Origin of the sequence: Metabacillus bambusae (assembly GCF_017497975.1) — a bacterium.
Classification (GTDB): domain Bacteria; phylum Bacillota; class Bacilli; order Bacillales; family Bacillaceae; genus Metabacillus; species Metabacillus bambusae.
Genome location: NZ_JAGDEL010000003.1, coordinates 113,572 through 139,290 on the forward strand (window position 1 = coordinate 113,572; position 25,719 = coordinate 139,290).

The window sequence follows — 25,719 nt, forward strand, 5'->3', positions numbered from 1 at the left end:
TACAAAATATTGCATTTTTATATTTAGTTTAACATAAATACCCAATAACCTTTCATTCTTAAAAACCAGTCCATACTTTTTTGTATGTTAATTTTCATATACATTTTTATTTACAATTTTCAGTGAAAAAACGTATAGAAATCACTATATACCAACAAAAAACGCCTATCAAATTATCGTACAATTCGATAGGCACTTTACCCCACATTTTCTTTGTTTGTGATAGGGAGCGGAATCCGTTACTCTATGGCTCATTCTCTTCTCACAAAACTCATTTTTGAACTCTTATCAAATGTCCCTCTTCAAAATAACTCTACACCTAAGCTCATTTAAAAAACGGAACATCCCGGATCGTCTTCTTCTTTCCGTATCCAAACGCACCGAAGCGTTTACATGTGTTGGCTGCGGCTGCGGCAGCCAGCGCCATCGCTTGTTTAGGATCAGGATTTAGTAAATACTCTTTCAGGAAAATTGCGACAAATGTATCTCCAGCACCTAATGTATCGAGTACTTCTGTCTCAACAATTGCTTGTTCATATAAATTGTGAGTATCAGAAAATAAGGCACCTTCTTCTCCTCTCGTGTCGAGAACATTACGTGTACCCAAGTTGTGAGCCTTTGTGATTAGTTCCTCACATTCCTTTCCCGATAAATCACCGCCTGAGAAAATGGCAAATGTTATATACGGGCATACTTGAGCTAAATAATCACAAGGTTGTGTTCCAGACTTTAGATCCATTTTCGAATTCCCTCTTTTATTAGTTACTTCTAGATATTCACCTAAGTTCTACATTCTCCTTCAATTCTTAGGTAAAAACAGAAAAAAAAAGAAGGGACCATTTAGATTCCACCTTTCTATTAGTTTTTATTTTTTGTCCAGCTAATAAATGCCCAAATTCAGACTTTCTTAGCCCGGAGATATAAACATCTTGGTACTGATAATTTATGACCTTTAGCCATGCCTGGCTGTGTTTTCCAATCTCATATGGTGAATCCTTAAGTTTTAACACTAAGCCTTCTAACCCTTGTTTTTGTACTGAATCAAAATTCATAGCTCCGTGTCCCTCTGATTGTTTCCTAACATTACTTTTTCACCAATCGTACAAAATAATGTATGCAGAGCTTCCGGGTCCTCACGTATATCATAATGAAATTTTCATCAGTTTCATTATTAATATGCTTGTATTCCGAATTTAAGCAACTTCTTAGGTAATACATCATCCAAGTTTTTTATATCGTCATCATTTAACTCTATTAAATTAAATCCATATTTCTGGTAAACTCTTATCTTTTCTTGTTTTCTCTCTTTATATTTTTTGTCATTTTCTAAACCCCAAAACTCAATATAAACTTTTCCAACCGGTAAGTAAAAGTCACAGTATACATCTTCTTCCACTGGAAGTTTTCTCTCAAAGGCATGCACTATTTCAGACATATACAGCCAATTGTCAATTAACATCTCAGCTCTTGAACGTACATAATGTCCATCTGCAGTTCTGTGCTTTGCTTCAAACTTTTCTCTAAACCCAATAGTAGATTGATTATTCTCAGTTTTCTCTTCAATAGAATAGTCACCCTGTATCTCTTTCATTGAATTGATGATACTTCTTTTAGATAAAATACTTGGATTCCAGCAAACATATGGAACTCCTGTCTTATCATACTCAAATTGCTCTCCACCCATTAGTTTACCAAGTGGAGTAACTAACCAACCCTTTACGCCTTTTTGGACTAACCCAAGTTCAGATAAAATTGGATTAGTTCTAAACTTTGAAATTCCAAAGTGATTCCCTAAAGCAGTTGACGTGAGTAGTTTTGCATTATTATCTCCCGATTTAAAAATGAGATCGTTTTTGAAATCTTCACACCAAGCAATATAAGTCCCAAATCTTGGATGAGATTTTACAATACCACCCTTTTCTTTACCCTTATCTGTTAGAATCCAGTTGTCCTCTTCTCTTGTTACTAATCCACTCTCTGACAACATTTTAAAAACTTCCTTTGTAGGTCGTTGTATTTCCTTAGAGAGTGCTGTTGTTGATAAATATACCTTTGTCATTTCAAGCTCCCCATATATAAAATTCTTGCTATTTATACTATCGGTAATATTTCCAATTTACTTAAGTTTTGTTAATTAGATCTAATAAATAAAAAATTAAAAGATAATAGTCTTTTCCATAATTATTTAAAGCAGGTGTAATTAAATTCGAATTACGATTCTAGTACTTTGGTACCCATATTGAATCAAAACCATTTTTAATTGAAAAATCATACAGCATAATAATCTTCTTTGACTTATAATTTTTCATAAGAGTAATAATCGTAGCATCCTCGTTTTCATCGCTTAACTTATGATTTCTTTCAATGATGTCTTCAAGATAGCCTCTAGTAGGTAACCTATCACTTTTAGAACTGTTACATTTATTACAAGATAAAACAAGATTCCATATATTATCTGATTGAACAAACGACCAAGGAATAAAATGATCCACGTGAGTTTCTCTTTCGTTATCGGATAATTTCTTACTACAATAGAAGCATTCCGCTTTAAAATATGTTAATAGAATTTTTTCAAAAGGTTTTAATGAGGATCTTTTTGCAATGCTTTCTACTTTTCCTAAAAGATAATTAATACTTGGTACTTCATTTAGTTGTTCAATCATTGCTGCCATATGGTAATTTGTAAGGTTAACAATTAACCTTTGATAGTTCAACATAAAACTATGTACAACAGGGTTAAGTTTTACTATCTCTTTTTTATGGTCAAATGCATAGAAGCTCCCTCTTGTATCTCCATAGAGTGCACCGTAGACATTTTCTTTCATTGTTGTTTTAACTTTACTAACTAGCCTTATTTGTAATGTGTCATCGACTTTATCAAATACCATTTTTCATTTGTTCATCTTTAATGATTGAAACTACTTTAGCTGTTTTCCCTCTGTTTTGATTTAACAAGTTATGATGTACAATTAAATTCCAATAGATCTTAGTAAATGAGTAAGCAAGTTGATCGTAAGTTAACTAAAAATCTTCATTAATTTGATACATATTTTCTATCAAAGCTTTAATGAGTGCATACTTATAAGTAGAGGATTTAACAGACTTGCTGGATAAAACGATAGTGTATATTCTCCAAATATCTTCATCCGTTAAATATGTCTCTTTTAACTCACCTATTTTTAATTTATGACTCAACTACTTTCCTCCTGATTATTAATCTTCAGCATCAATCAAGAAAATCTTCTCCTGAAATCCTCCACGCTTTATGTATTTATCCTGACGAATGTCATCGACACTTTCAAAATTAGAACCGTGAACAACGGCAAGACTATGTATGATTTCCAATATATCAGCTAGTTCCTCTAAAGCTTGACCGTCTGTATCTGCTTCTATATATTCGTTAATTTCTTCTTTTAATTTTGTTCTCAACTCTTTAATATACCCAACTCCATTTAATTGCTTTGTTCGGAATTCTTTCCCTGAAGACTTTATGATCTCAGGAATTTTATCTCTTACAAGTTTGTTATAAACTGGCATAGACCCCTTCCTTTCTGGTGGTACAACTTCTTGATTCCAAAACTATTCAATAAATTATAAAGTTAAAAGATTTTTTCTAACCATTCCTTAAAAAGCTCGTTAGTTTCCCCCGGCGAAAAAGAATAAGCCCCCATTCGATATCTTTCATGATACCCAACATCATAGAAATTCTTATCACTGGTCATATAACATTCGATCGGAGTCAAAATATAAACTTCTTTTACGACCGTCATATCACCATCTCTTGCTAAAATCCCATCCCTGTATTTATGCATCTCTCCAAGTGCCATTGGGATATTAGCAGGAATACGGTACTTAGGGTCCATGACAAACAGCTGACCATGGTAATCAATGACGATATCAGGAATCATTCTTTGCGTGTATGAGTAGTATGGATTTGTATTAAATTGAATAATCTTTTGGTAGATTAACTTACCACCATTATTAAGCTTTATCACACTTTCTTTGTTTTCAGCTAACCGTAAAAAATAATAACCGTCCCTTTTTGTGAACAACTCTGCTGTATCATTTAGTTGTCCAAGTTCACGTAGGGTCCGAATGATCTGAATGAAGCACCACATTTCATACAACAAATATGTGTCTTTTAAACCTAATTTTTGTTCAATATCAAAGGTGATGTTTTTAAACTGATGAAGTGACAGAAACCATTGATACCATAGCCTGTATACTGGGTGCTTCCGAAACACTTGAGTAATTTTCACAGGACCTGAAAGAGGTCTTAGTCCTTGTAGGAATTCTGCTTTTTTCCATAGACTGATCCAGTCAAGATATTGTGTAGCCTTCTTTTGAATATCAACATCGTTTATAAGTGTGTAAGTTTTTAATAAAGATCCTAATTCATTAAGCTGTAAGAGAATAACACGATTTTCATATACATTAAATGTTTCTTCTACTTTTGTTGTTTGGATGTGACTTGGTAGCTTTTTTGGGGTTCCTCCAAAGCTTTCACCGTAACGTTCCATCCATGCGATGCTTCTTGGTGTAACAGACTTCACACGTTCGCGTCTCATTAATACTTCTTCTTTGTGCAGATTTCTTAACGGATGTGCTAAGATCTTTTGAAAGGTATTTCTTAGTTTGTATATAGATGATTCGATATACATCCACTGTAACATGGAGCATTCTCTTGTATATCCACTCGCAGATATGTTCGTATCTAATCCAGATTGTTGAAAACAAATACTTGCTTCTTTTAATAACTCATCTAAAAGTAATTGGTATTGCTGCTCGGTTAGCTTACGATGATCGGTATAAACATAGTTTTCAATCTTTTCTTCGGCTTCTTTAGTGGTAATCGTAAATGAAGTAATCCCACTTTGAAAGGGAGTTTCAAAGACACCTTCCCAACCGTCTTGAGATTTGGTCATTGGTAATGAAAGGTGCTGCATTCTAAATTGAAATGATTCTTTTGATCGTGTTCTCCATCTATAAATTTTTGCTTCTTCTAGATAGATCTTATTTAGTGACACCCAGTTTTTTTGATTATCATCCCATACTGTAATTTTAACGCCAGAATTGAGTGGAGCCATATCGCTCTAAATCCTCTCTCATGCGCTTTATATGTTTATAGACTTGAGATTTCTCGCCAAATTGTTGGGAAAATAAGTTTGCTAGTACTTCCAACAATTCTGAAATTCGTTCATCTCCTCTAATTTTTGGGATTACCTTTTCAGCTACCACACCATCTAGTGCTACTAAAGGCTCCATTCGTAAATCCTCTGGCAACATACTATTCTTATATAATTTCCGGATCATTTCATTCATTGTTCGATAACCGAAGTGTAGGTCGTATGTTGTAAGATTTCTATGTATCGTTAATAATAAATCCCATTCATTTTGAACAGTTTTCTTGAATTTTTCTTCTAAACGGTCCCAGAAACTTGAAAAATCAACATCTGAAAGAGTCATAACAAATGAGCGATCAAGTACTTTATCAGATATACTATGCGTTGTTTCATCGACATTAATCGTACCAATTACATAGAAGTTGTGCGGGATTTCAATCGTTTTTGGCACATCCTTAAGATCATCGATATTATGTAGTTGGATCGGATTTCTTGATTCAACCGCACTTAAATAGTCGCTTAAATAATACTCCACACGAGCCAGGTTCATCTCATCTAGGACAATGAAATGAGGCTTGTCTTTTTCTTCATTCGCCTGCAGCAACATATCTAAAAACTCTGTTTTCATATATCGTTTTTCAAATGAACTGTAGTATCCAAATAGTGATGTAGCATCCATCCAATCTGGTCGGACTGGAACTACTTTTAGGTAGGGGTTTTCCTCGCTATAATCAAGCCCGTACACCGCATTGGCAAATACGCGGCATAGTTGTGTTTTCCCTGTTCCAGAAATACCGCTTAAAATGACAAAATGCTTATCATCAAGACTTGTTAAGTTTAAGTAGAAATCTCTAATAATATCAAGTGAAAACGTGAACCCACTTTGTTCGACTAGATCTAGGATGTTGGAGAAGTCGAAGGAACTAGAGTAGTCTTCTACTTCGCTTTCTATATCCTCATCTTCTTCAGGAATCTCAATAGATTTGACGCCTTTTGGGAAAGTTAGAGAGCCTCTGACATCTGCAAAGATTGCCGCTGCTGTTATTAGTCTTTCCTTAATTTTTGTCATTGGCTCTGTAAAGGATTTAGTCGTTTCTTCAAATGTCCCAACATAAAAAGCATTCGATTCATTTAATCTGAAATCATGGTTTTTTAATTCCTCAATCGTTTGTTCTTGATATTGCTGATTTTCATTATGTCTTCCTCGTTCACGATAGGATTTTCTAATATACCAATTGTAGCTTTCTCTAGAAAATAATTTTCGTGTTTGAGAGAAAATGAATCCGCGATTATTAATAATTATGCCGATTGATTCATGCGGATCTCTGGTATAAAAGCCGATATGTCCTTCCGTAATTAACTGATCCTGATCATAAATATAGAATATCTGCTTGTATTCATTTGTTTTCACTTTCTTAACTTCTTCCTCTACCTTCACTTCATAAGTTTTCGAGAAAAGATTAATGTGAAAGGGTTGAACATCCTTTTGAATATCCTTAATTAACATTAGCGATTGACTATGTTCGATAGCTTCTTTTTCTAACAGGCTGCGAATTGGCGATAACTTTTGGTACGTATCCCACAGCTGCTCAATAAGCTGCTCTTCTTCAATTTCTCCTTCTAAAGGAAGGATCTTACCGAAGTAGATGGTTGGCTTCCTTCTATTTCTTATATAATTCGATATTGTATCTATAAACTCATTTTTATCTACAAAGTTCTTTTTCTCTTCAATCGTAAATATTTTCAGATCATCATGTAGTTCAACTACCATTCTCTCAAGTTCGTGAACCTGTGTTCTTTTTGACAAAACCCAAAATGGGTAAAAATCAGAGCTCATCATCATACGGATTTCTCGTGATGCTAAATGGAACTCAAGTTTCAGGATAAATAATGGACTTTCATATAACTTTTCATCGATAAATTCTACAAAGCCCTTGTTACCGTAATTCTGTTTTTTTTCTGCGTATTTAGGATTCTTTGAATCTGCAATCGTTGTTTTAATAGTTTGTTCATGTGTATGTATTTTTAACTGAAGTAAATAAGAATCACGTTTACTGTATTTTGCGATAAATGAGTCCATGATTTTTCTTGCTAATGGCTGGACTTCATCAAGGATTCTTTGGTTCCTTAATGTTGTATCTTCTATGTTCATTATATCAACTAAATTGTTTGCTTGGATCATGAGTGTCACTTCCTTACGTTTGTGTAAATAGCCCTATTACTATATTAATACAAATCACTACCAATTTTAACAATTCGATAATTTTTGTTTAGTAAACCACTCTCCAAGCTTCAAGGGTATGGGTTATTTACTGCTCTAAAAAATCATGAAAATTCTACAATTTAGACTAATAACAGAAGATTAAAACAAATTACTTTACTCTGTATTACTTTTAGAAGATGTTGTGTAAAATGAATTCAAATCCTACCGCTTTTCAACCTTTTCCAGCAAACAAAAACAACACTCACAAACGTTGATTTAACAACATTCGTGAGTGTTTTAAAGTTTTTAAAATGAACTCGTTTTGTTCTTAAGATACCGGTGGTCGGGGTCTAACGATCTATGGGTGTAAGAATTTCCGAGTCGTTTTGTCATCTTTCTTGATATGCAATAACCCAACGATTAACTGTATCACGGTGTAAATTCAAACCGTCCGCAATTTCTCAACTTATTTCTTTCCATCTAAAACCTGACGTACTGCTTCTAGCTTAACTTCGACACTTGTATGATTTTGCCATTCTTGTTGTTCCCCTAAAATGTAGATATGTCGTGTTTTCATCTGTACTATATGTTCATTATAAGGGAATCAATCGCTGTAACTACTCGAAATTTGTCATATTCGCCAAGTGACAGACACTCTTTTTAATGTTTATGTATTCTAGCAACAAGATTAATTACAATTCTACTAGCTGATCTAACGTTCTACCCTATAAGGTACATTTTACATTTAGTCCTTAACCCTTCTTTTTATCTTTTATAAAGAAATATGCACTACCTGATCTGTATACTCTATCAGATTTAATCTCTTATTATTAGGTTGATTCATGTTTACTCTATCCGTGAACAACATCCCTCTTACCTTTATTTCATCATTTTGATCCATGTAGTTACTATTTCTATCCTTAATAAATGTTACATAATCTACAAGTTCACGGAGCCCGGTGACGGCATATTCCAATCGAGTAGTATGCTTTACTTCTCCTATAACGACGTTTTTTAATACATTCGTATCTTTTTCATAAATTTCAACAATAATATCCGGTCTACCACTCCAATAGATCGAGGTATCGATACACTGACTAAACAGGTCCTTTGCTAGTTTTTCTGCTTTAGACATCGAGTTTAATTTACGGTTGATAAACGGGTGTTCATGTAGACTCACTTCGTTAGTAAAGACATTAAATTTGATTTGGTTTGATCCTGTTGAATCATGAAACACTTTGTAAATATACTTTTCATCGTTCCAATTAGCAACGAGATTATTTCGCCCGTCCATTATTTGCAGCTGAGCATTATTCGTATTATGTTCGATTAATTGGACTACCCAGTATAATTCAAACAACACGTCTTCTTCCTGCGGAAACACAAACGTTTCTCGTAGGAGCTGCTGTACCTCTTTTTGGTCTATTTCACCTGCGAGTACTTTTCGATATTGCTGTAGTATGGAAGCAGCTTTTCGATAGAGTGGATTACGATGCTTTAATGTGTCTAGAATCATACGGTCTGTTACCTTTTTTTGTTCAGTTTGTACACGTGACAAGTATATATTTTTCGTAAGCATGTGATGGACAGTATGCTTTAGTTCGTTCCATTCTTGAAACCAGGTATACTTCTTGTAATAGTCACTGTCTATGTTTTTAAATAAGATCATGTACAAGGTTTGTATTACCTCTAACAAGACTAGATTTTCTTTAACTGCATATTCCCGGTTTTTTTCGTTAACAGAGAAGATCGTGCTGTCCTTTGCATTTCTTGTTAGACGACTATTGATCGTCTTTGGCCAGTTGATCTGTCCTTTTATATACCCATGATACGTATCCTGTCTAACTGTTGTTGATGTTTTAAACCTTCTTATTAACATGGGCAGTTCTTTGACAAATAGTATTACTTCTTCCTTTAATAAGAAATGAATCTGTAATAGCTGCTCTAATTGGGATATTTGCAGGTCTGTTTTTTTTATAAATGAATTGAGCTCCACTTTTCCAGACTTTAAATATATAACAAGGAAATCACTGATTTCCTCAATTAGTTCTTCTGCACTCCGTTTCATAGGCTACCCCTTCATATGAAAGAAATCTTCAGCAAACTGTGTTATCTGATCGACTTTAACTTCTTGCAACTGACTTACCTGTTCGATAAACTCAAGAATATCTTTATCCAATAACCCCTCGAATTGTGGTAAAACATACAAGATAATTGCGGATGTAAAGTCACCATCTATCGCAGTATATTTCGCGATATCCTCAACAATCGCTGGACCTATTTGTCGATAGTTATTAATTTGCTGCCAAGTAAAAGCTAATGCTTTAGAATAGTTATAGTTGCTAATATTCCATGTAACAAGGAACTCATTAACAAGAGCCTCATCAATTAGCTTAGGAACACCGACCGGTATAAATGCAAACCGTCTCATAAAGGCATAGCTCATTTCGTAAAGAGAAGCCTTATCTAATGTGTTCATTGTCCCGATTAAACGCCAGTCTTTCGGTATAATATATTCATAATCATTTGGGATAACGGTCGTCTCACTACCCTGTGGGCGTAACAATAGTGCTTGACCACTTTCTGATTGAAAATTTAACGTAATAAGATCACCGGTCAATGCAGAAAACAGTGAACCAAAAGCTTTATCAATATCAGCTCGATTCATTTCATCAATAATTAACCATTTGTTAATTGGTTTATTGGTATTGGCATCCTTAAAGCAATCGAGGAACAGTCCTGGCTTGAAGGATAATGTCCCATCAATCCTCGGTTTATATCCTCCAATTGTTTCGTATGTTGACCAATCAGAAGTAGCCGTAGACATCTTATAATCTGCTTCAAACATGCGACAAATCTGTTTCGCTAATTTAGACTTACCTGTTCCCGGAGGACCCGTAAGAATAACGTTTTTGCCATTTCGCAAAGCCGTTTTTATTTGTTTAAGAAGTAATTCTTTATCTTCAAAGTATAAGTTATCGAGGTCCAATGTCTTATCAAATGATAAACTTGGGATTGCCACCTTATTACTTACTATTTGAGATGGTTCTAAGGCTAAAATCGTCTCAAACTCTGCCTTTGTTATTTCAAATAAACTTCCCTGGGCACCATTTTTAATCGGCGAACAATGTTGTAGTTCCTCCACTTGGGAAATTGTTTCCCAGCTAATTGGTGTTATATCTTCAACATAACGAAAAGAAACACCCTGGGTTGGGGCCTCAAACCCTTCCTCTTCTACTATATGTAACCCTTCTACCACTTCTCCTTGAGCAACAACTTCTTTTCTTGGGGTAGATTCATAAAAGATTATTTTATCTCCTGGTTTAGCATTTTCAAAAGCTGAAAAAATTCTTCTTTTGTTCCCTTTTTCATTAAAAGCAGTATAATTAACAGCTCCTCCATCTTTTATATTTTCGACACTCCAAATCGTTGGATTTGCTGTTAACCAGAAATATCTCACTCCATCTACTTCTGGAAGAGTTGGTGGAGTACTAATTTCCTTTGTTAATACTTCAAGTCTTTGTTCTGGTATAAAAATGGCTTGTTCCAGAACTTCTATATTAGACTTTCTATAAGGAGATTTAGAATATCCTTCAAATCGCTCGTTAACCATTGACAATGATTTATCGAATGCTGCTTGCAAGTATGGACTCGTTTTATATTCCTCAGCTGGAATAGAAGTAAGTGCAACTGGGCTTTCACCATCTTTAGTAACAAACAGCTGTCGATAATAATTCTTATCTCTAATATCATCCTCAGCTAGCGCAAGTCTTACCATTAATTCACCATCTTCTTGATAAAAACCAAGAATCAACCAGTTACAAAAATCAATGTGCATTTTTTTCGAAGGTAATGTGACTGCAACTCGAGGATTACCTGGGTCTGTAACTCCTAGTTTTGCTAATGTCATTTGAGCAAAGTCAAATGCCCACTCTGCTTCTTCAAAGTTATTGAAGATTGCAGAAAATTTGCTAGAAAATTTGCTAATTTCCACTTCATTTCCCTCCACGAAAATTGGAAACACTTCTCTAAACTTCGTTTTCATACGTTCATACTTAAAGTCATTAATATTCGTTAAAGTGATAATGCTTTCTTTTCCTCTATTTGGGTGTTCAGAACCATAGAGTAGACCGAATCGTATACCCTTTTCATCAATAGAAACAAATAGTTGTGCCGCTACCTTATGCGATTTTTTATTGGTAGGATAAACGGCTAACCAGCTTTCAGAATCACCAAAGTTTTGCTTCCAATTAAAGCCATTAATTACTTTGTTTTCTTCCAACTCGACTGATGCGACATCATCTATATTCCTGATTGCTTGATGAATAGTTGAAAGTTCATGGTGCACTTTTTCTTTAATAGAATCATAATAAATTTGAAACAAGATAGTAAAATTAGTCCAGGCTTGTAATATATTCTTCTCATTTTCATCGTTCACTTCTCGTTTGATTTTCTCCATTTCGGCTGTATATAGCTGATTTTTCTCAAGAATTTGATCAAGAAGTCTAAACCTAATTTTATTTACTTTTGTTGCTCTACGATATATTTCTCTACTTTTTAATAGATCTTCTCGATTAAGCTGCTTTATTGTGTCAAGAAATTCTTGATCATTTTTGGAGAAGCGATCAAGTTTTTTTGCTATCGTATGGATATACTCTACTGCACTTTCTACCTTCGGCTGGTCATATTGAGTGAGACAAAAGAAAAAGTCTTGCACGTCCATCATTGAAATGGAAAAACCCTTCCCTGATAGGTAACTATATGTAACTTCACAGATATCATAGTAAAATTGATAGTTATCACTAACATTGCTTAACTTTTTGTTTATCCCAAACACTTTTTTAATGTCTTTAAACACCTCTTCTTTATACAACGGGTACCTTCTATAGTCGTATGCTGCTAGAAGATATCCGAATAAAGGTGCACCAAGGCTTATGTCATTTTTATATTCTTTACCTTTGTTGCGAAATTGTTCAATTCTATTAGAAATGCTTTCATCGCTGTTGTAATAAAGGTTATTCAACAGGGTTGCAACTAGCGTTGGCTCCGATTTAGCAAATTTATATAGGTCATCAGTATTACTCCAGTAAACAAAACTACCTTCTGGAGGGTTACTGCTTTTTAATTTCCCAATCACTTCTATTATATTTTCTTCACTTATCTTTATAGTTGATACATAAGAATTTAATTCTGATAAAATCTCTAACTTATACCCTTCATCATATGTATCCGACTTTTTAAATTCAAAATAACGCTGAAACGAAATATCTATGTATTCATCCTTCAGCAAATGATTCTCAATATTAGTTCGATCCATATTCATTCACCTCTTAACATCAATCGTAGACGACAAGATTCTCTCCTTAATCTCATCGATTATATTTGCGGCGTAACTTCTTTTTCCCCATTGTTTTAACTATTTATAAACACCATTGACACTTTTAAATTTGTTTATTTCAGGTTACAAACTGTAGAAAGAATGATAGTATGAATATTCTTCCTCTTATATGGTCAGGTATTCGGATTGAATTTTTATTTATTGAAAGCATCATTACCTACTCTTTGTCATTTGAAGATCGATCTCAATATAATCCCCCTTCATTTGCTCACCTAATTCGTAGGCAGCAATCGTATGCTCGGGAGCATGTCCAGATGCACCACGGTGGGCAACATTTAAAACTTTTGTTTCAGGTGATGGAAAGCTTGATTTTTCAGCTGCATCCGCACCAGGTAAAGAAGCCTGAAGGGTAAATCCTAATGTCAAACTAGTAATGCTGTCTTTCTTAAACTATTCTTCAATTCTATTTCACTCCTTTATGTAAGTCCATTACTCACATTACAGGAGAAATGTAAATCTTAGATTGATAGATCGTATAAAATAGATTTACCAAATAGAATCAGGAAATAGAAATCCTATTTTATTAAAATACCTTTCACATAGTAAATAACGAAATGATAGGTTTATCTACTTAAGTAATTTCTATTAACATCATTCAAAAGTCTCGTTTTGAATGGATTAGTTATCCACTCTTAAAATATGCCAAGCTATAGTTGCTTTTTCAAAAACTGTTTTTGGCTCGATATCTAATTCTTTTAATACATCATTTATTTTATCTTTAACTTGATATTGAATTCTTGTAAATCCTTTTGCCTTTATATTTAGTTTATTCGCAATTTTCCTTAAATCGGTTGTATTAGAAATAGTCGTCATAATATCAATAAAAATTAACACCATTAACCTATTAACATACAATATCGGTTTAGCTCCACTTTCAAAATGAAATCTTTCTAAATGCTCATGTAAACCTACTTCATCTAGTTTATTTAAAGCAGTGTGATTAAGGTTTGATTCTTTTCTAATCATAAATAACTGTTTAAGTTTTTTTTGCGTTATCGGGTCATTAATAAATATCCTTAAATTTGGCTGTGCAACCTTAGCCATTCCTTGTCCAGACACACAATCAGCACCATTACCAACTATAAAATCCCATATAAAATCAATTGGTTCATTCTCTTGCCATCTTTCAATCTTATCATGGAATGAAATAATATGTTCTAATCCAACTACGTTAAAGTTTGATTTGTCTTTTTCTTGTTTTATAGATTTTTGAAGATCTTCATAAGCAAGTAAAACTAATTTATTTATATCCATATCAATACTCCTTTGTTTATATTTGACAATTTTAACTATTAAATATAATAAAAATGTAAGACTTTTTAAATAGTTTTCCGGAACATTTTATCCAATTTGTCTGTACTTAGCTTAACCTTTTGATCTTGGATAGCATAATGTACCTCCACTTTGTAAATAATGTGGTAAATAAATTTATTAACTAATGTTATTGCAGCCTCAATTCATATACCTTATTTAAAACTATGATATTTCTATTATGTAAAATTTACGTTGCTCGTCCAAGCTTTCCCATCTAAAATCATGTCTTTTCGACAGCGATACATATTCAGCGTTTTTATTAATCCCTGTCGGTTTGAACACATCTCCATACAAAGCAAACTCATTTCTAAAATGTTTATAAATGCCTTCTGTAAGTTTTCCATCATAAAATAACTTATCTGATACGAACACAACAGCTGCTGTTTTCGTGAATCCTCTTTCTTTAACTTCTTCCATGAACTTCACATCTTTTACAAAGGAGTACATTTGTTCAGGATACTGGCCATTGGTTGGAAATTTAAGTTCGATCGCATAATACATCTTCAAAGCGATCGTAAATGGAACGAACTAAAGTCCGTTCTTCTTCTATCGTAGCTAATTTTTCACGTTTTCCTTTATAAGGCATTCGCAATGCATCTACATATTGCTGAATGATCAGTTTAGCGTAAAAACTTAGATCAGGGTTCTCCAGGCATGGCATGAGAACAATATCTACTAATTGTTGATAATCGATACCGATCCATTTTGAACTGCCAAATGTTGCTTCATTTGATTCTTTCATTTGGCTTTTTGGCACTAAAGCGACTAGGAGAAATGTTTCGTCTTTAAATTTCTCCTCGAACTTTCTTAAGTATTTATTGCATTGATTCACGTCAACTCTTGCATACACCTTTTGCTCAACAGCCAAAATTAATCTTTTTTCCTCTTGAAAGTCTTTGTCATTGACGACATTTACTTTAAAAAAGACATCTAGTCTTCCTTTGTCATCATTTTTTTCTGTTTCATCGATCGTTTCCTGTTCAGTAATATCCAGTTTGTTAATATCCTTTTCAGCTATTACCTCAGGATTTTTGAATTGGTTTACATTCAGCATGGCGATATCGGTTATATCGTCAATATTTCCTTCAGCTGATTCGGCAACGGCCATTAAAAACCTCTGAAAAGGATAATACCCCAGCATATGTCTTTCCGTTGGGTCCAAAAGCCACGATAAAAACCTTGAATGCCATGTTTCTAAATGGGTAGCCCCAACAACATGGAAAACATTTGGACGATCGATCAGGAATTTCAATGCAACAAAGTCTTTATCCATTGTTAATTCATAAAGCATTCTTTTTAGTGATTTCATTATTTGTTCCCTCCATTTTTTCGGTTATTAAGAGATATGTAGTTTACATAATACTTTTCTTGTTAACTTTAAATATAGTATTAGAAGGTTAGTCTATTAAACCAATTATCCTTGACTCCAATAAGTAATCATTGGTTTATCCTTATACATCAATTCTTAAGTAGCGGAATCCACTGTCCTGTGTTGGAAACTTCGAATAGTTCTTCCACCTTAATTCGTATGTACCTTTTAATTCAATTTCGTTTTCCCGGCCTGATTTTGTCCCATTTGATGCCTCTTCTTTCCACTGAAGAATTCCAGCAACTTTTCTTCCATCGTATAACTGAAAATCCTTGTCTACAGAGTCATGTTTTATTGGCTTTTCCCAGTAACGATGATCATTGGTTAATAGAATCGAAAATCCAGTTCGATGGTTTTTGTCTATACATAGGGGTTCCAAACTCTTAACGTCTTTTAGAAAGTCATATCTACCTTGATCTTGAGCTCCGTGATTTTTCAAATCAAATTGGGAACCGTCAATATGAACAGATAGTTTTTTAGTTTTATGTTTTAGTTGGATTAAAATCTCTTTGTCCCCGTCTTCAATCCAAAGATCTACTTTTGTCCCATTTATTATACTGTTTGCTTCACACTTCATATCCATGCTTCGCATGATCTGTAAAAGTGATTCTTGAAAGTCTTTTTCCGATCTGAAAAGTGGTCTTTTTCTAGATAGTGTTTCTAATATGTATTCAATATTAAACAATATTTTCTACCTCCTAGTTGGTCCTATTGTTGATCGAAATTTCAAATGTGCATTTGTAAGTTACCTTATTATAAACAACAGGCTATACCATTTTTGACACACCCTACTCTTTATACGCTGCAGCCATTTTCTCAATTTCTTGATTTATTTCTTCCACTAATTGTGGTGGTGATAATACTTTCACATAGCTTCCCCAGCCAAGAATCCAGCCTTTTAATCCGATGCTTTGTTTTGCTTTTGCCTTTAAAATGAATGTGCTGTTATCAGCTTTTCGGATATCGGCATCGATTCCAAATTTATCGATAACACCATTTAAGACCGCTTGATTCAAAGTGAATTGTAAGGTAATCCATTGATCTTCTCCACCGAACATGTGAAAAGAATTATGGACATATGTGCTAATGTCTTGCTGTTTTTTAACAAAGCGATTTTCGGTAATGATGACGTTCCGCATTCGATCCAGTCGGTAATTTCGAGGGTTACTTTCAGCACTTTGATCGATATCTTCACCGATTAAATAATAAAAATCCGACTCCCAAATTAATGCAAAGGGTTTAATATGATAGTTTTTAGCGTTATGACGCAGTAGAAATTGTTTATGTATATCAAAGTCACCATATTGAAACGTAATCATTTTGTTTTCAGAAATGGCTTCATGAATTTTATCAATATGTAGTTTAATTAATTGGTAGTCCTGGTTAATGGATTGCTGGTACACAATCGGGTCTGGGAGTGTTTTGGACATATGCTTACTTGTTAATTTCTTCACATTCTTTACTATATTCTTTTTCTCTTCTTCTGTAATAAAACGTGCTGATAAAATCGGGTCAATAAGCAATCGAAGTTGGTAGCTTTCAAATAAGCGCTCTTGATGACTATAAAATATTTCACCATATTTTTCGACGTTTTCGATGATGTCAAAGCCGGTTGCTCGCAATGTTTGGATATATCTTTTTACTGTTTTCCCATCAGCTGTGCATTCTGGTATTTCTATTTTTAGCTTTTCAACTAATTCTTTAATGGATAATTGGTTGTTTTCGTCTGTATCACGAAGAAAGATTTCTTTTAAGGCTAGTAATCTCCTGCCTGTTTTTGCTTCACTCACACACTATCACTCCATAAATTTACTAATTATTTTCGATAAGGAAATCCTTACATGCTGATTAAATGTTCCATACAAATTATTCAAATGTGTACCTGCAGACAACAGGTACACACTTTTTATAACGCTGATTTCAGCTGCTCATTAATAAAGAAAAGTTCAATATGTTTCACTTTTTCACCTGTCATCTCTTCCCAGGCATTTTTATAAAATAAGAGCTGATCACGGTAGTAGTTCCGCAACTGAGTGAAGTCTGCTTGTTCGACTGGATTGTCTGTTTTGTAGTCAACGATGACCCATTCTCCATTTATCTTATAGATAAGGTCAATGACTCCTTTGACTTTATAAGGATGCTTTTCTGCATGTGGTAATTGAATAAGCTTGTATAACGGGTTTTCACATTCCACTTGAAGCAAGAAAGGAACCTCTGCCAGTACATTTTCAGCGATTTGTAAGTCAGCCCAGATTGGAGAGCGTTTAAAAACGTCTATGATTTGTTGTATTTCCTCTCCTTTTTCAGCTGGTACTTTATACGTTTGTAATAAAGAGGATATATAATTTGTTACGTCATGACCTTTGACTACTTTTTCAAGAACATGATGGACAATGGTTCCCCAGTCCTTCCCTCCTCCAGCCACTCTTTCGATTGAAACAACGTTTGAATAGTCTTTGTCTTTCGTTGGTGACCAATAGTCAAATGTTTTTTGTTTACGATGTTCAAGCCATCTTGACATGGCCACTGTTTTCGCTTGGTATTCTTGTAACGTAATTTCTGTTATTTCGTCTTTTTGATTTTCGACCATCTCTTCATGACTCACAAATTCCTCAATATTGCTTATTTCAAATAATGTATGCCAAGGATTTTTCTTGTCATTTTTAGCACTTGAACTAATAATTATTGCTTTTTCAGCACGTGTTGCTGCCACATAAAGAATGCGAAGCTCTTCTTCAACTAAATAGAGCAGTTCCTCTTGTTTTAAGGTATCCCAATTGTTTGGTAAAGCAAGCTCCTTTGTTTGAAAGCCATTGCGAATAGTAAACGAAAAATAACCTTTCGATACATCATCTTCGCGTTTAATATGTTGCGATAAAAACGATTCTGGTGAAACGAGTTTTGCCGGATGTGCTAAAAACACGATCGGAGCTTCCAACCCTTTTGCTTTATGGACATTCATGACTCTTACACTATCAGCATCTTCTTCGATATTAAGTACTGTTGTTTTTTTATGAATGCTTTCAATTAGAAGCTGACATACTTGTTTATATGTTGATGTCCCTGCTGATTCATGATGACGAATATGTTCAATCACTTGAACTAAACTTCTGTACGCACGTTTATTTCGACCATTTTCAATTAACAATGGATAAAATCCAGCATCTTCAATTATTTTTTCGATAGCTATTGTTGGTGAAAAAGTACGAACCCATTTTTGATAAGTTGATAACTTGGCTAAGGCACCTGTAAACTTTTCCTTTATTGTTTCTGATAAGGGTTCAGGTACCTCACTATAAATAGAGAAAACTCCACCAGCTTTTTTCCATTGATATAATTCATTGTCACTAAATCCAAAGAAGATTCCACGTAAAGTTGCGACAAGAGCAACTTTATCCGTTGGATCAATGAAGGTTTGTAGTAAGATACTGAGTTCTTGAAACTCTCTAGTTTCTCCAATGATGACCTCACCACTAATGCTTACGGATATTCCTTTGTCTTCGAGTGTTTGTGCATATGTCGCAATTCCGTCATTGTATCGTGTTAACACCATGAAATCTCTAGGGTTATATCCTTGTTGAAGTAATGACGCGATTGCTTGGGTGATGTTACGAGCATCTTCTTCAATGACTTCATCTTTCTTCGAGAATTCAGCTGAAACTGTTAACGATTTAATACCTGATAGCCCTTTGCCCTCATCTTCGTGAAACGAATTCAACGGGCGGTATCCTGCTTGATAAACGGTTTCTTGTTCAGGTAAGTGCTGAACAAATACACCGTTCAATTTATTCGTTACAGAGTCTACCGTTCGAAAATTCATCGTTAATTGCAATATTTCACCGTTATGTTCTTCTATTAACTGCTTCACTCGATTGTATGTATCAATATCGGCACGACGGAAACGATAAATCGCCTGCTTAGGATCGCCCACGACGAACAATGACCCTTTTTTAGGTGTACATTTTGTCCATACTTTTTCCTCTAACTCTGTACTTGTTAAATAAAACATCATTTCCGCTTGAATGGGATCTGTGTCTTGAAATTCATCTACTAAAAGATGGGTATATTTTTCTTGAAAATAACCCCTTACTTCTGCGTTTTCTTTTAATAGTTTTGTTGTATGTATTAACAAATCTTGAAAATTTAATAAAGATCTTTCCTTTTTCAAGTTAGTATAAACGTTGATAGCCTCTTGTAAAAACGATACTACTTTGGGATGACAATACTCTTTCCATTGTTGTAAAAGAGGTGAAATAGTTGTTTCTACAAAATCTGTTAGTTTTTCTTTATAAAATTTCGCATCTTCTTTCGAATGCCAACGATTAAGTGTTACATTTAGCTTTTTATTAAATAGTTCAAATTGTGAAATGATGTCACGATCTTTTGAAGAATCAATAAAACGCTGCTTTTGTAAGGCGAGTATGATGATTTTCTGTAATGTATCATAGCCATTAGACGGTTCTTCTTCAGGTACTGATCGGATCGCCTCTTTTACTAAATTCATTAACGAAAGATAAGCAGAATGTAAATCAGGTTTTTCTGTTTCTTCTGACACCCAATCCACATCTGTATACTGTCTCATTTGATAGAGACTCTCGTATAAGTCATCCACTTTTATACCAAGTTCGTTTATTTCAGCCAGTAACGGAGATTGGTCTGTTTGAGCTTTTTGAAGAAATAACTGCCAAGCCTCTTCTAGTAAATGTAAATCATCAGTATCTTCCAGCTCTTTGAATGAAAGGTCTAAGGAAGCTTCGATTGGTCGTTCGCGTAATAGCTTTGCACAGAAGGAATGAACCGTTCCTAAAAAACACCGATCGATATTCTGTAGTGCTGCTTCTAGTCGTTCTTTAAGGACTTCATCTTTCTCGATTTTCCAAACAGCTTCAAGCTTTGATTGAAAGCGCATTTTTAACTCATCTGCTGCTTTTCGCGTGAATGTTATCGCGACAATATGTTCGATTTTACATGTATCCGTAAAAATGAGCTGCACCATTCGTTCAACAAGACTTGTTGTCTTTCCTGAACCAGCTCCTGCCTCGACAAGAAAGTTTGTATTCAGCTCATGTTTAATTTTATCCCGAGCATTCTGATCAATTACGTTATTAGACATGTGCGCGTACCCCCAAAAATTGACGTAAAGGTTCATATGTTTTATCACTTTGCTTAGCACTTAGTGTTTCTTTGTCATAGAAATGTCTTTGACAAACAGATTTAAAGTCACAAAATTTGCAGTCATTTTCATCATCTGTCATTGTGAAAATACCTTGTGATACTAACTCAATTAAATTTTCTAGTAGAGTTAATCCTTGAGTTCGTACTCTGTCATCTTGTTTACGTACAAAACGTTGAGCTAGTCCCTTAACCGTTGGAAAATAGTAAGAACTTTCCTCAACTGCACCTGTTTCCAGCTGGAGATGCTGTTCAATCGCTAACGCATAAATAAAATGCTGAAGCTGTCGACCACCTTTAAACATACCGTTCATGCTATAGCCGTACGTGCTTCCTGTTTTATAATCGACAATATGATATGTACCAGAGCTTGTTTCATCGACACGGTCAATTTTACCGGCAATCTTCATGCTCTGACCAGATGGTAACGTAATTTCAGCCGCATCTATTTCACCAACACCAAATGTGTATTCGAAATGCAGAGGTTTGTACGTTTCACAATGTTGCTCTTCTTCCTTCAAAAAGATCCTGCAGCACTCAAAAATGTCAGCTACCTCAAGCTCGTACACTCTTTCATTCGGTGGTGGAGTGATTTCACGCTGTTCTTGGATGAGTCCTTTTGCAATCGTCAAGATTTTTTCTTCATGATGAACAAATGATGGCTTTTCTTCAGCTGTTTGCAATGATTTATAATACGTTTCAAAAATGCTATGTAGTAAGCTACCACGGGTTGCTGCATCCATCCATTTATTAGGGTTAAAGGTTGTATCTTCGAGCGGTCGAACGCCTAACACTTCACTTAAAAAATAGGAATAAGGGCATTTTGCAAGTGTTTCTAATCGACCTGCTGTCATAGAACGTTCTTTATTTAGACGCGGATCATACATAACTTGTTCAATGTCAATTTCCCCATCAAATTCAGTAAATATCGCTTCATTTCGTGCGTTCATAGCTTTCAATCCTGATTCTAAGTGTTTAAATTGTGATAAAATATCACCTTGCAACTTCACTTTTTCATCAGTTACGACTTTTTGCGCCCAATAATCTTGCTCATTAAAAAGCTCTTCGGTTACATAGGAAGATGGAAGTTTCGTTAAATCTTTAAAATCTGCTTCGTGATGGCCACTTGTCATTCGGTATGATTGTAAAAAAACATGTGCGGGATGGACCACTCGATTTTCGTTAACAGCAAAATTACAATAGCTAAGTGATACATTTCCCTCATGTTGAGCAAGCATTTGAACGAGATTATAATGTTTTTCCTGACTTTTATGTTCGTTAACGTTCAAGCCGTTTCCTAAACGATTCCTCTCCGTATCAAGAAGTAATGGATTTTCGTTTACTCCACCAGGAAATTTACGACTATCAAGGCCAACTATGTAAACGAAATCGCGAGTTTCGTAAATTCCATGGTCGTACGATGTAACATGCAGATGCCCTGGCTTAGCACTTGACTTTAGGACATTTAAACTAAGTAATAAATCCTTCATCTTCTCAAGAACTTGGTATCGTGACAAGGTTTCATCACAATATGGTAATAGTTTTTGAATTTCCTCCAGCAGTTCTGTTTTAGCAACTGAATCAGCGACAGAAGATGTTCGGCAATAGTTGGTAAGCACATGGGCAATTCCTTGTAAACAGTCCCGATAATTGAGCTCATCTTTAAAATCGGGCATTTTTTTGAGCAATGCTGTGAACCATTTTTGCAAGACGATCAATTGATTCATTTTTTCTTGATAATAATCTGCTTTTTTCTCATCTGTTGCTTCACTTCGTTTCATTTCGAGGCGATTTATTTCTTCCGTCAATTGGCTTATGTAGCGTTTTTTGTCCCAATCAATACTTGCCTCGCGGAGAATTCTCGTCATTTTTACACCTGATGGCATCCCTTCCTCTAGGTGTATCAGTCCTTCATGAATGAAATCGAGAAACGCATTGACACTATAGTTAGATGATATCCACTGTATGATTCCTGCTATTAGTCGTCCTGGACGAGTCGTTAATACTGGTAAACCTTCGCCAAATGTGATTGGAAGTTCTGCTTTTTGTGATAAATGATAAAAATGTGTCACATATGGTTCATGATTCGTGTAATAGACAACATGCTTGTCCAGTTTAGCTTGGGATTCTTTTATTTTATAGAGAATGTGCTTTATTTCTACTTCCTCGGTTTTAGCTGTAAAAAGAGTGACATGTTCTGTATCTGCTTTGTGATCTAAGTCATAAAGATAGCTTAATGAGGTAGGTTCTCCCCACATAATGGACTGAAGATTTGACCTTTCTGGAATTTTCACTCCAAATACTTGCTGTAAAGGCAATTTATATGTTTGTTCGAGTAATATCTTATAGAGAAATTCTTCTTCTAAATGAGATAACGATAAATTCGATTGAAGAATATAAATAGGATTTGCGTTTTCGGTTGCATATTGTTTTGCAAGACGAAGATTTTCAGCATGATCTGTCATTCGATACGCAAGTAACATTTCTTCATATTGAGATAAGATTAGTTTTATATCTACCCCTTTATCTTCTGTTAAAAAATCATCGGTGTTTATAGTGGCACCTGTATATCCTGCCATTCGAAGTGTATGCAGAATTTGATACATAGCTCGACTAAATGATGCTGTTATTTCCATATTTCCAAAATAGGTTAATGCATGATTATCTTTTAATTGAGAAAGAATGGTGTACACGAATTGAGATCCGATCGTTTCATTCACTACTTCTTTTTGGTCAGGATGGTGAAGTTCGATAAACTCCTCGGCGAGATTGTTTACTGTTTTATAAGTTAAATTAATAGCCTTTTTTCCGTGATCGGTAAATGCCTCTAAAATTTGTGAACCTACTGTATAAGAATCAACAAGAATTATTTTTTCTTGATAAGGAAAATTCGTATTGATGTTAACTAATTCTTTCATCAGTGATTTCATTCTGTTTCCTCCTTTTACAAGTTACCCTATTATTTTACACTTTTTCCATCCCTTTATGGTAGGTTTGTCTCATGATAAATGATCTATCATTTTATTAGAATTCGAATTTTATGTTATTTCTTAGGTTTTTATTCCTGAATTTAGTATAAACAAAAGGGTGTACCACTTTTGACACACCCTTTTGTCGGGGGCAAGGGGACAGAAAACAAAGGGACGGTTCTAACAAGGGTCAATCGGAAGGTTTGCACGCATAAAGGCACAACTAGTGGATGAATACTAGTTGTGCCTTAGTTTGTTTTTTTCAGAGTACTTGCTCTGAGCCTTTAGCTTTTAAGACTAATTCAATTAAAGCGCCTGATTTTTAGAATATCCTAATCTTGAACAGTATCCTTGTACTGTGCATTAATATTCTGAGCTGAATATTTTATTTCCACATTTTTTGCATTCAATTGATACAAAGTTTTTCTCAGCATTAACAAGTGCGTCTTCGTTAGTATCAACTGCTATATCCCCACTTCCTTTGAAAAATCTATTTTCTAATTCACTAATATGTTCGCATTTTAAACATTTAATACTAAATAATTTACTCTCACTCTCGTCTAAAATCTCTGCTAGTATTCTAAAAGTAAAAGCTGCTGCTGATTTAAAAAACGGTTTCATCACTTCACCCCTACGTCGCTTTTTGATTCTAGTGAAATTCACTCTTAACGAATTAGAAATCTTTTATGCTTTTATTTAATAAAAATTAATTCAAGAGAACTTTTAAACTTTTTGAATATATCTACATATTCTTGAACTCTTTCATCTAGTGTGAGTTCAGAATCTTGATAATCTAGTCTAATCATTAGTCGAAGTAAAAATGGATTTCTCGAACCCGGAACTAAGTGCAATTTATGGCCGACGAGTAATTCAATATTGTCTTTATACAAATCAAAAACAGATTGTATTTTATCTGCAAATTCCTTTTGATAGGATTCAATAAATAGTTCTGCATGGTGATGTTTTTTATAAACAAAGACAAATCTCCAATTCATTTTTAAAAATTGATACCCCACAAAGTAGTCCCTACTACCACCATAACTTGCTGTATAATCTGTTTCAGAGTTAATTTTATTTGATACCGCTTGTAAAAATAGTTGTTCATAATTTGCCGCTTGCAATATTATCATCCTTTTATTTTACATTTATTGTATATATTTTTTTATTTTCTGATCAAGCCATTCATTTGAGTCTTTTAATAATAAAATTATATCATGACATCTTCCATCCATAACAAGCTGTTTACGATAACAGGTGGTTTAACAAACAGACTCTTATTGCACAGAAAGAGTCTTATACGAAAAAAGATCACCCTAAAAGAGTGATCGCAAAATGATTTTATAATTACAAGTATCGTTGTACTGCGCAGCATTGAGTAATTTACTTATTAGTCTTCTTATTACACATAGTACTCTTAATCTAAGTACAATCTATTTTTTATATAACATAGTTAATTAGAAAATGTGGTTGCTACTTTACTTTAATTATTTTCATTGTCGTCAAGAAGACCTATAATATAATTAAGATTGTCACTACTTATTACGGTGTTCTCCCTTAACACATTAATTATCTCAGTCCCAAAGCTTCCTGTTTCACTTATAATTTCTGAAGCTACCTCATTTGCCTCTCTTTCCCAAGGGTTTTCAGTATAATCAATTTGCTTGTATTGTTCGAATGTAAGTCCATTCTTGAATTGTTTTATGTGTACTAATTCATGAATAATGGCAAACCGGATTAATATTTTTGCAGCTTCCATAAAAGCTGGTTGTTTATTATAAATCTTCGAATAATATCTATTGATTTTATCCGTAATACTAGCCGAAAAAAATATAATTTTCTCCACACCTGTACCTTCAGAATTTGGTACACTACTCGCTAAAGTATTTTCTTCAGGATAACCATTACATACTTTAAATGTACCAATTTCCAAAGAGTATGTTATATCGTCTATCCCCAATCTTTCTTTAATTGAGGAATGGAAAACATTAAGTTCTTCAAGTAATATGTTTGATACTTCTTCTACCTCTATCTTACTGGGGATTATCGCCATAATTGAATGCTCCTTTTTTTCTTTAAAGTCTGTTTTTGTATTTTGACTTCCTAATTAAAGTATAGTTTTTTAATCATTTTATTCAATTTTCTCAAAGAAAAAAGACCAGAGTATCTCTTCT

General features: G+C 34.1%; 20 protein-coding genes and 1 pseudogene. All 21 read right to left on the bottom strand.

Annotated elements, in window-relative coordinates; translation table 11 throughout:
* Positions 1–325 precede the first annotated feature (325 nt).
* Positions 326–739 carry a PfkB family carbohydrate kinase gene (locus I7822_RS05430; RefSeq protein WP_207975851.1) on the bottom strand — a complete coding sequence of 138 codons (414 nt, stop codon included), beginning with the start codon at positions 737–739 and terminating at the stop codon, positions 326–328.
* Between the two features lie 67 nt (positions 740–806).
* Positions 807–1,052: an ATP-dependent DNA ligase gene (locus tag I7822_RS05435; protein WP_207975853.1), complete on the bottom strand. Its 246-nt coding sequence runs from the start codon at positions 1,050–1,052 to the stop codon at positions 807–809.
* A 119-nt stretch (positions 1,053–1,171) separates the two neighbouring features.
* On the bottom strand, positions 1,172–2,059 hold the full coding sequence (locus tag I7822_RS05440; RefSeq protein WP_207975855.1) for a glycerol kinase: 888 nt from the start codon (positions 2,057–2,059) through the stop codon (positions 1,172–1,174).
* Between the two features lie 160 nt (positions 2,060–2,219).
* The gene (locus tag I7822_RS05445) at positions 2,220–2,888 is read right to left on the bottom strand and encodes an HNH endonuclease domain-containing protein (protein WP_243459280.1); all 669 of its coding nucleotides are present in this window, start codon (positions 2,886–2,888) and stop codon (positions 2,220–2,222) included.
* 133 nt (positions 2,889–3,021) lie between these two features.
* Entirely contained in the window at positions 3,022–3,195 is a 174-nt protein-coding gene (locus tag I7822_RS29740) for a hypothetical protein (protein ID WP_243459281.1), read from the bottom strand.
* An 18-nt stretch (positions 3,196–3,213) separates the two neighbouring features.
* Positions 3,214–3,537 (bottom strand): nucleoside triphosphate pyrophosphohydrolase, encoded by a 324-nt coding sequence (locus tag I7822_RS05450; RefSeq protein WP_207975857.1) that lies wholly within the window; start codon positions 3,535–3,537, stop codon positions 3,214–3,216.
* Between the two features lie 62 nt (positions 3,538–3,599).
* Positions 3,600–5,087, bottom strand: a complete 1,488-nt coding sequence (locus tag I7822_RS05455; RefSeq protein WP_207975859.1) for a DUF2357 domain-containing protein — start codon at positions 5,085–5,087, stop codon at positions 3,600–3,602.
* Entirely contained in the window at positions 5,062–7,305 is a 2,244-nt protein-coding gene (locus tag I7822_RS05460; protein ID WP_207975861.1) for an McrB family protein, read from the bottom strand. Before I7822_RS05460 ends, I7822_RS05455 begins: the two co-directional genes overlap by 26 nt.
* 793 nt (positions 7,306–8,098) lie before the next feature.
* A complete protein-coding gene (locus tag I7822_RS05465; protein WP_207975862.1) occupies positions 8,099–9,394 on the bottom strand; it encodes a hypothetical protein in 1,296 nt (431 codons plus the stop codon).
* A 3-nt stretch (positions 9,395–9,397) separates the two neighbouring features.
* Entirely contained in the window at positions 9,398–12,643 is a 3,246-nt protein-coding gene (locus I7822_RS05470; RefSeq protein WP_207975864.1) for an AAA family ATPase, read from the bottom strand.
* A 243-nt stretch (positions 12,644–12,886) separates the two neighbouring features.
* Positions 12,887–13,099 (bottom strand): annotated as a pseudogene (locus I7822_RS30580) (glycerophosphodiester phosphodiesterase family protein); the annotation flags it as partial.
* A 243-nt stretch (positions 13,100–13,342) separates the two neighbouring features.
* Positions 13,343–13,978, bottom strand: coding sequence for a hypothetical protein (locus I7822_RS05480; protein ID WP_207975866.1), 636 nt, complete (start codon positions 13,976–13,978; stop codon positions 13,343–13,345).
* Between the two features lie 222 nt (positions 13,979–14,200).
* Positions 14,201–14,455, bottom strand: a complete 255-nt coding sequence (locus tag I7822_RS05485; RefSeq protein WP_207975868.1) for a hypothetical protein — start codon at positions 14,453–14,455, stop codon at positions 14,201–14,203.
* Positions 14,456–14,516: 61 nt separating this feature from the next.
* Positions 14,517–15,347 (bottom strand): PD-(D/E)XK nuclease family protein, encoded by an 831-nt coding sequence (locus I7822_RS05490; RefSeq protein ID WP_207975870.1) that lies wholly within the window; start codon positions 15,345–15,347, stop codon positions 14,517–14,519.
* 142 nt (positions 15,348–15,489) lie between these two features.
* On the bottom strand, positions 15,490–16,092 hold the full coding sequence (locus I7822_RS05495) for a hypothetical protein (protein WP_207975872.1): 603 nt from the start codon (positions 16,090–16,092) through the stop codon (positions 15,490–15,492).
* 103 nt (positions 16,093–16,195) lie between these two features.
* On the bottom strand, positions 16,196–17,197 hold the full coding sequence (locus I7822_RS30405; protein ID WP_207975874.1) for a helix-turn-helix transcriptional regulator: 1,002 nt from the start codon (positions 17,195–17,197) through the stop codon (positions 16,196–16,198).
* Positions 17,198–17,313: 116 nt separating this feature from the next.
* On the bottom strand, positions 17,314–20,520 hold the full coding sequence (locus tag I7822_RS05505) for a UvrD-helicase domain-containing protein (RefSeq protein ID WP_207975876.1): 3,207 nt from the start codon (positions 20,518–20,520) through the stop codon (positions 17,314–17,316).
* Positions 20,513–23,509, bottom strand: a complete 2,997-nt coding sequence (locus I7822_RS05510) for a PD-(D/E)XK nuclease family protein (protein WP_207975878.1) — start codon at positions 23,507–23,509, stop codon at positions 20,513–20,515. Before I7822_RS05510 ends, I7822_RS05505 begins: the two co-directional genes overlap by 8 nt.
* A gap of 402 nt (positions 23,510–23,911) precedes the next feature.
* The gene (locus tag I7822_RS05515) at positions 23,912–24,169 is read right to left on the bottom strand and encodes a hypothetical protein (RefSeq protein ID WP_207975879.1); all 258 of its coding nucleotides are present in this window, start codon (positions 24,167–24,169) and stop codon (positions 23,912–23,914) included.
* A 71-nt stretch (positions 24,170–24,240) separates the two neighbouring features.
* Positions 24,241–24,669: a hypothetical protein gene (locus I7822_RS05520; RefSeq protein ID WP_207975881.1), complete on the bottom strand. Its 429-nt coding sequence runs from the start codon at positions 24,667–24,669 to the stop codon at positions 24,241–24,243.
* A 359-nt stretch (positions 24,670–25,028) separates the two neighbouring features.
* Positions 25,029–25,598 (bottom strand): hypothetical protein, encoded by a 570-nt coding sequence (locus I7822_RS05525; protein ID WP_207975883.1) that lies wholly within the window; start codon positions 25,596–25,598, stop codon positions 25,029–25,031.
* Positions 25,599–25,719 lie beyond the last annotated feature (121 nt).

Coding starts and splice junctions, on each gene's coding strand:
- I7822_RS05430 (WP_207975851.1), bottom strand. CDS start 739: ATGGATCTAAAGTCTGGAACACAACCTTGTGATTATTTAGCTCAAGTA.
- I7822_RS05435 (WP_207975853.1), bottom strand. CDS start 1,052: ATGAATTTTGATTCAGTACAAAAACAAGGGTTAGAAGGCTTAGTGTTA.
- I7822_RS05485 (WP_207975868.1), bottom strand. CDS start 14,455: ATGGAAGAAGTTAAAGAAAGAGGATTCACGAAAACAGCAGCTGTTGTG.
- I7822_RS05505 (WP_207975876.1), bottom strand. CDS start 20,520: ATGTCTAATAACGTAATTGATCAGAATGCTCGGGATAAAATTAAACAT.
- I7822_RS05490 (WP_207975870.1), bottom strand. CDS start 15,347: ATGAAATCACTAAAAAGAATGCTTTATGAATTAACAATGGATAAAGAC.
- I7822_RS05515 (WP_207975879.1), bottom strand. CDS start 24,169: ATGAAACCGTTTTTTAAATCAGCAGCAGCTTTTACTTTTAGAATACTA.
- I7822_RS05455 (WP_207975859.1), bottom strand. CDS start 5,087: ATGGCTCCACTCAATTCTGGCGTTAAAATTACAGTATGGGATGATAAT.
- I7822_RS05525 (WP_207975883.1), bottom strand. CDS start 25,598: ATGGCGATAATCCCCAGTAAGATAGAGGTAGAAGAAGTATCAAACATA.
- I7822_RS05465 (WP_207975862.1), bottom strand. CDS start 9,394: ATGAAACGGAGTGCAGAAGAACTAATTGAGGAAATCAGTGATTTCCTT.
- I7822_RS05480 (WP_207975866.1), bottom strand. CDS start 13,978: ATGGATATAAATAAATTAGTTTTACTTGCTTATGAAGATCTTCAAAAA.
- I7822_RS05445 (WP_243459280.1), bottom strand. CDS start 2,888: ATGGTATTTGATAAAGTCGATGACACATTACAAATAAGGCTAGTTAGT.
- I7822_RS05470 (WP_207975864.1), bottom strand. CDS start 12,643: ATGGATCGAACTAATATTGAGAATCATTTGCTGAAGGATGAATACATA.
- I7822_RS05450 (WP_207975857.1), bottom strand. CDS start 3,537: ATGCCAGTTTATAACAAACTTGTAAGAGATAAAATTCCTGAGATCATA.
- I7822_RS05460 (WP_207975861.1), bottom strand. CDS start 7,305: ATGATCCAAGCAAACAATTTAGTTGATATAATGAACATAGAAGATACA.
- I7822_RS05510 (WP_207975878.1), bottom strand. CDS start 23,509: ATGAAATCACTGATGAAAGAATTAGTTAACATCAATACGAATTTTCCT.
- I7822_RS05440 (WP_207975855.1), bottom strand. CDS start 2,059: ATGACAAAGGTATATTTATCAACAACAGCACTCTCTAAGGAAATACAA.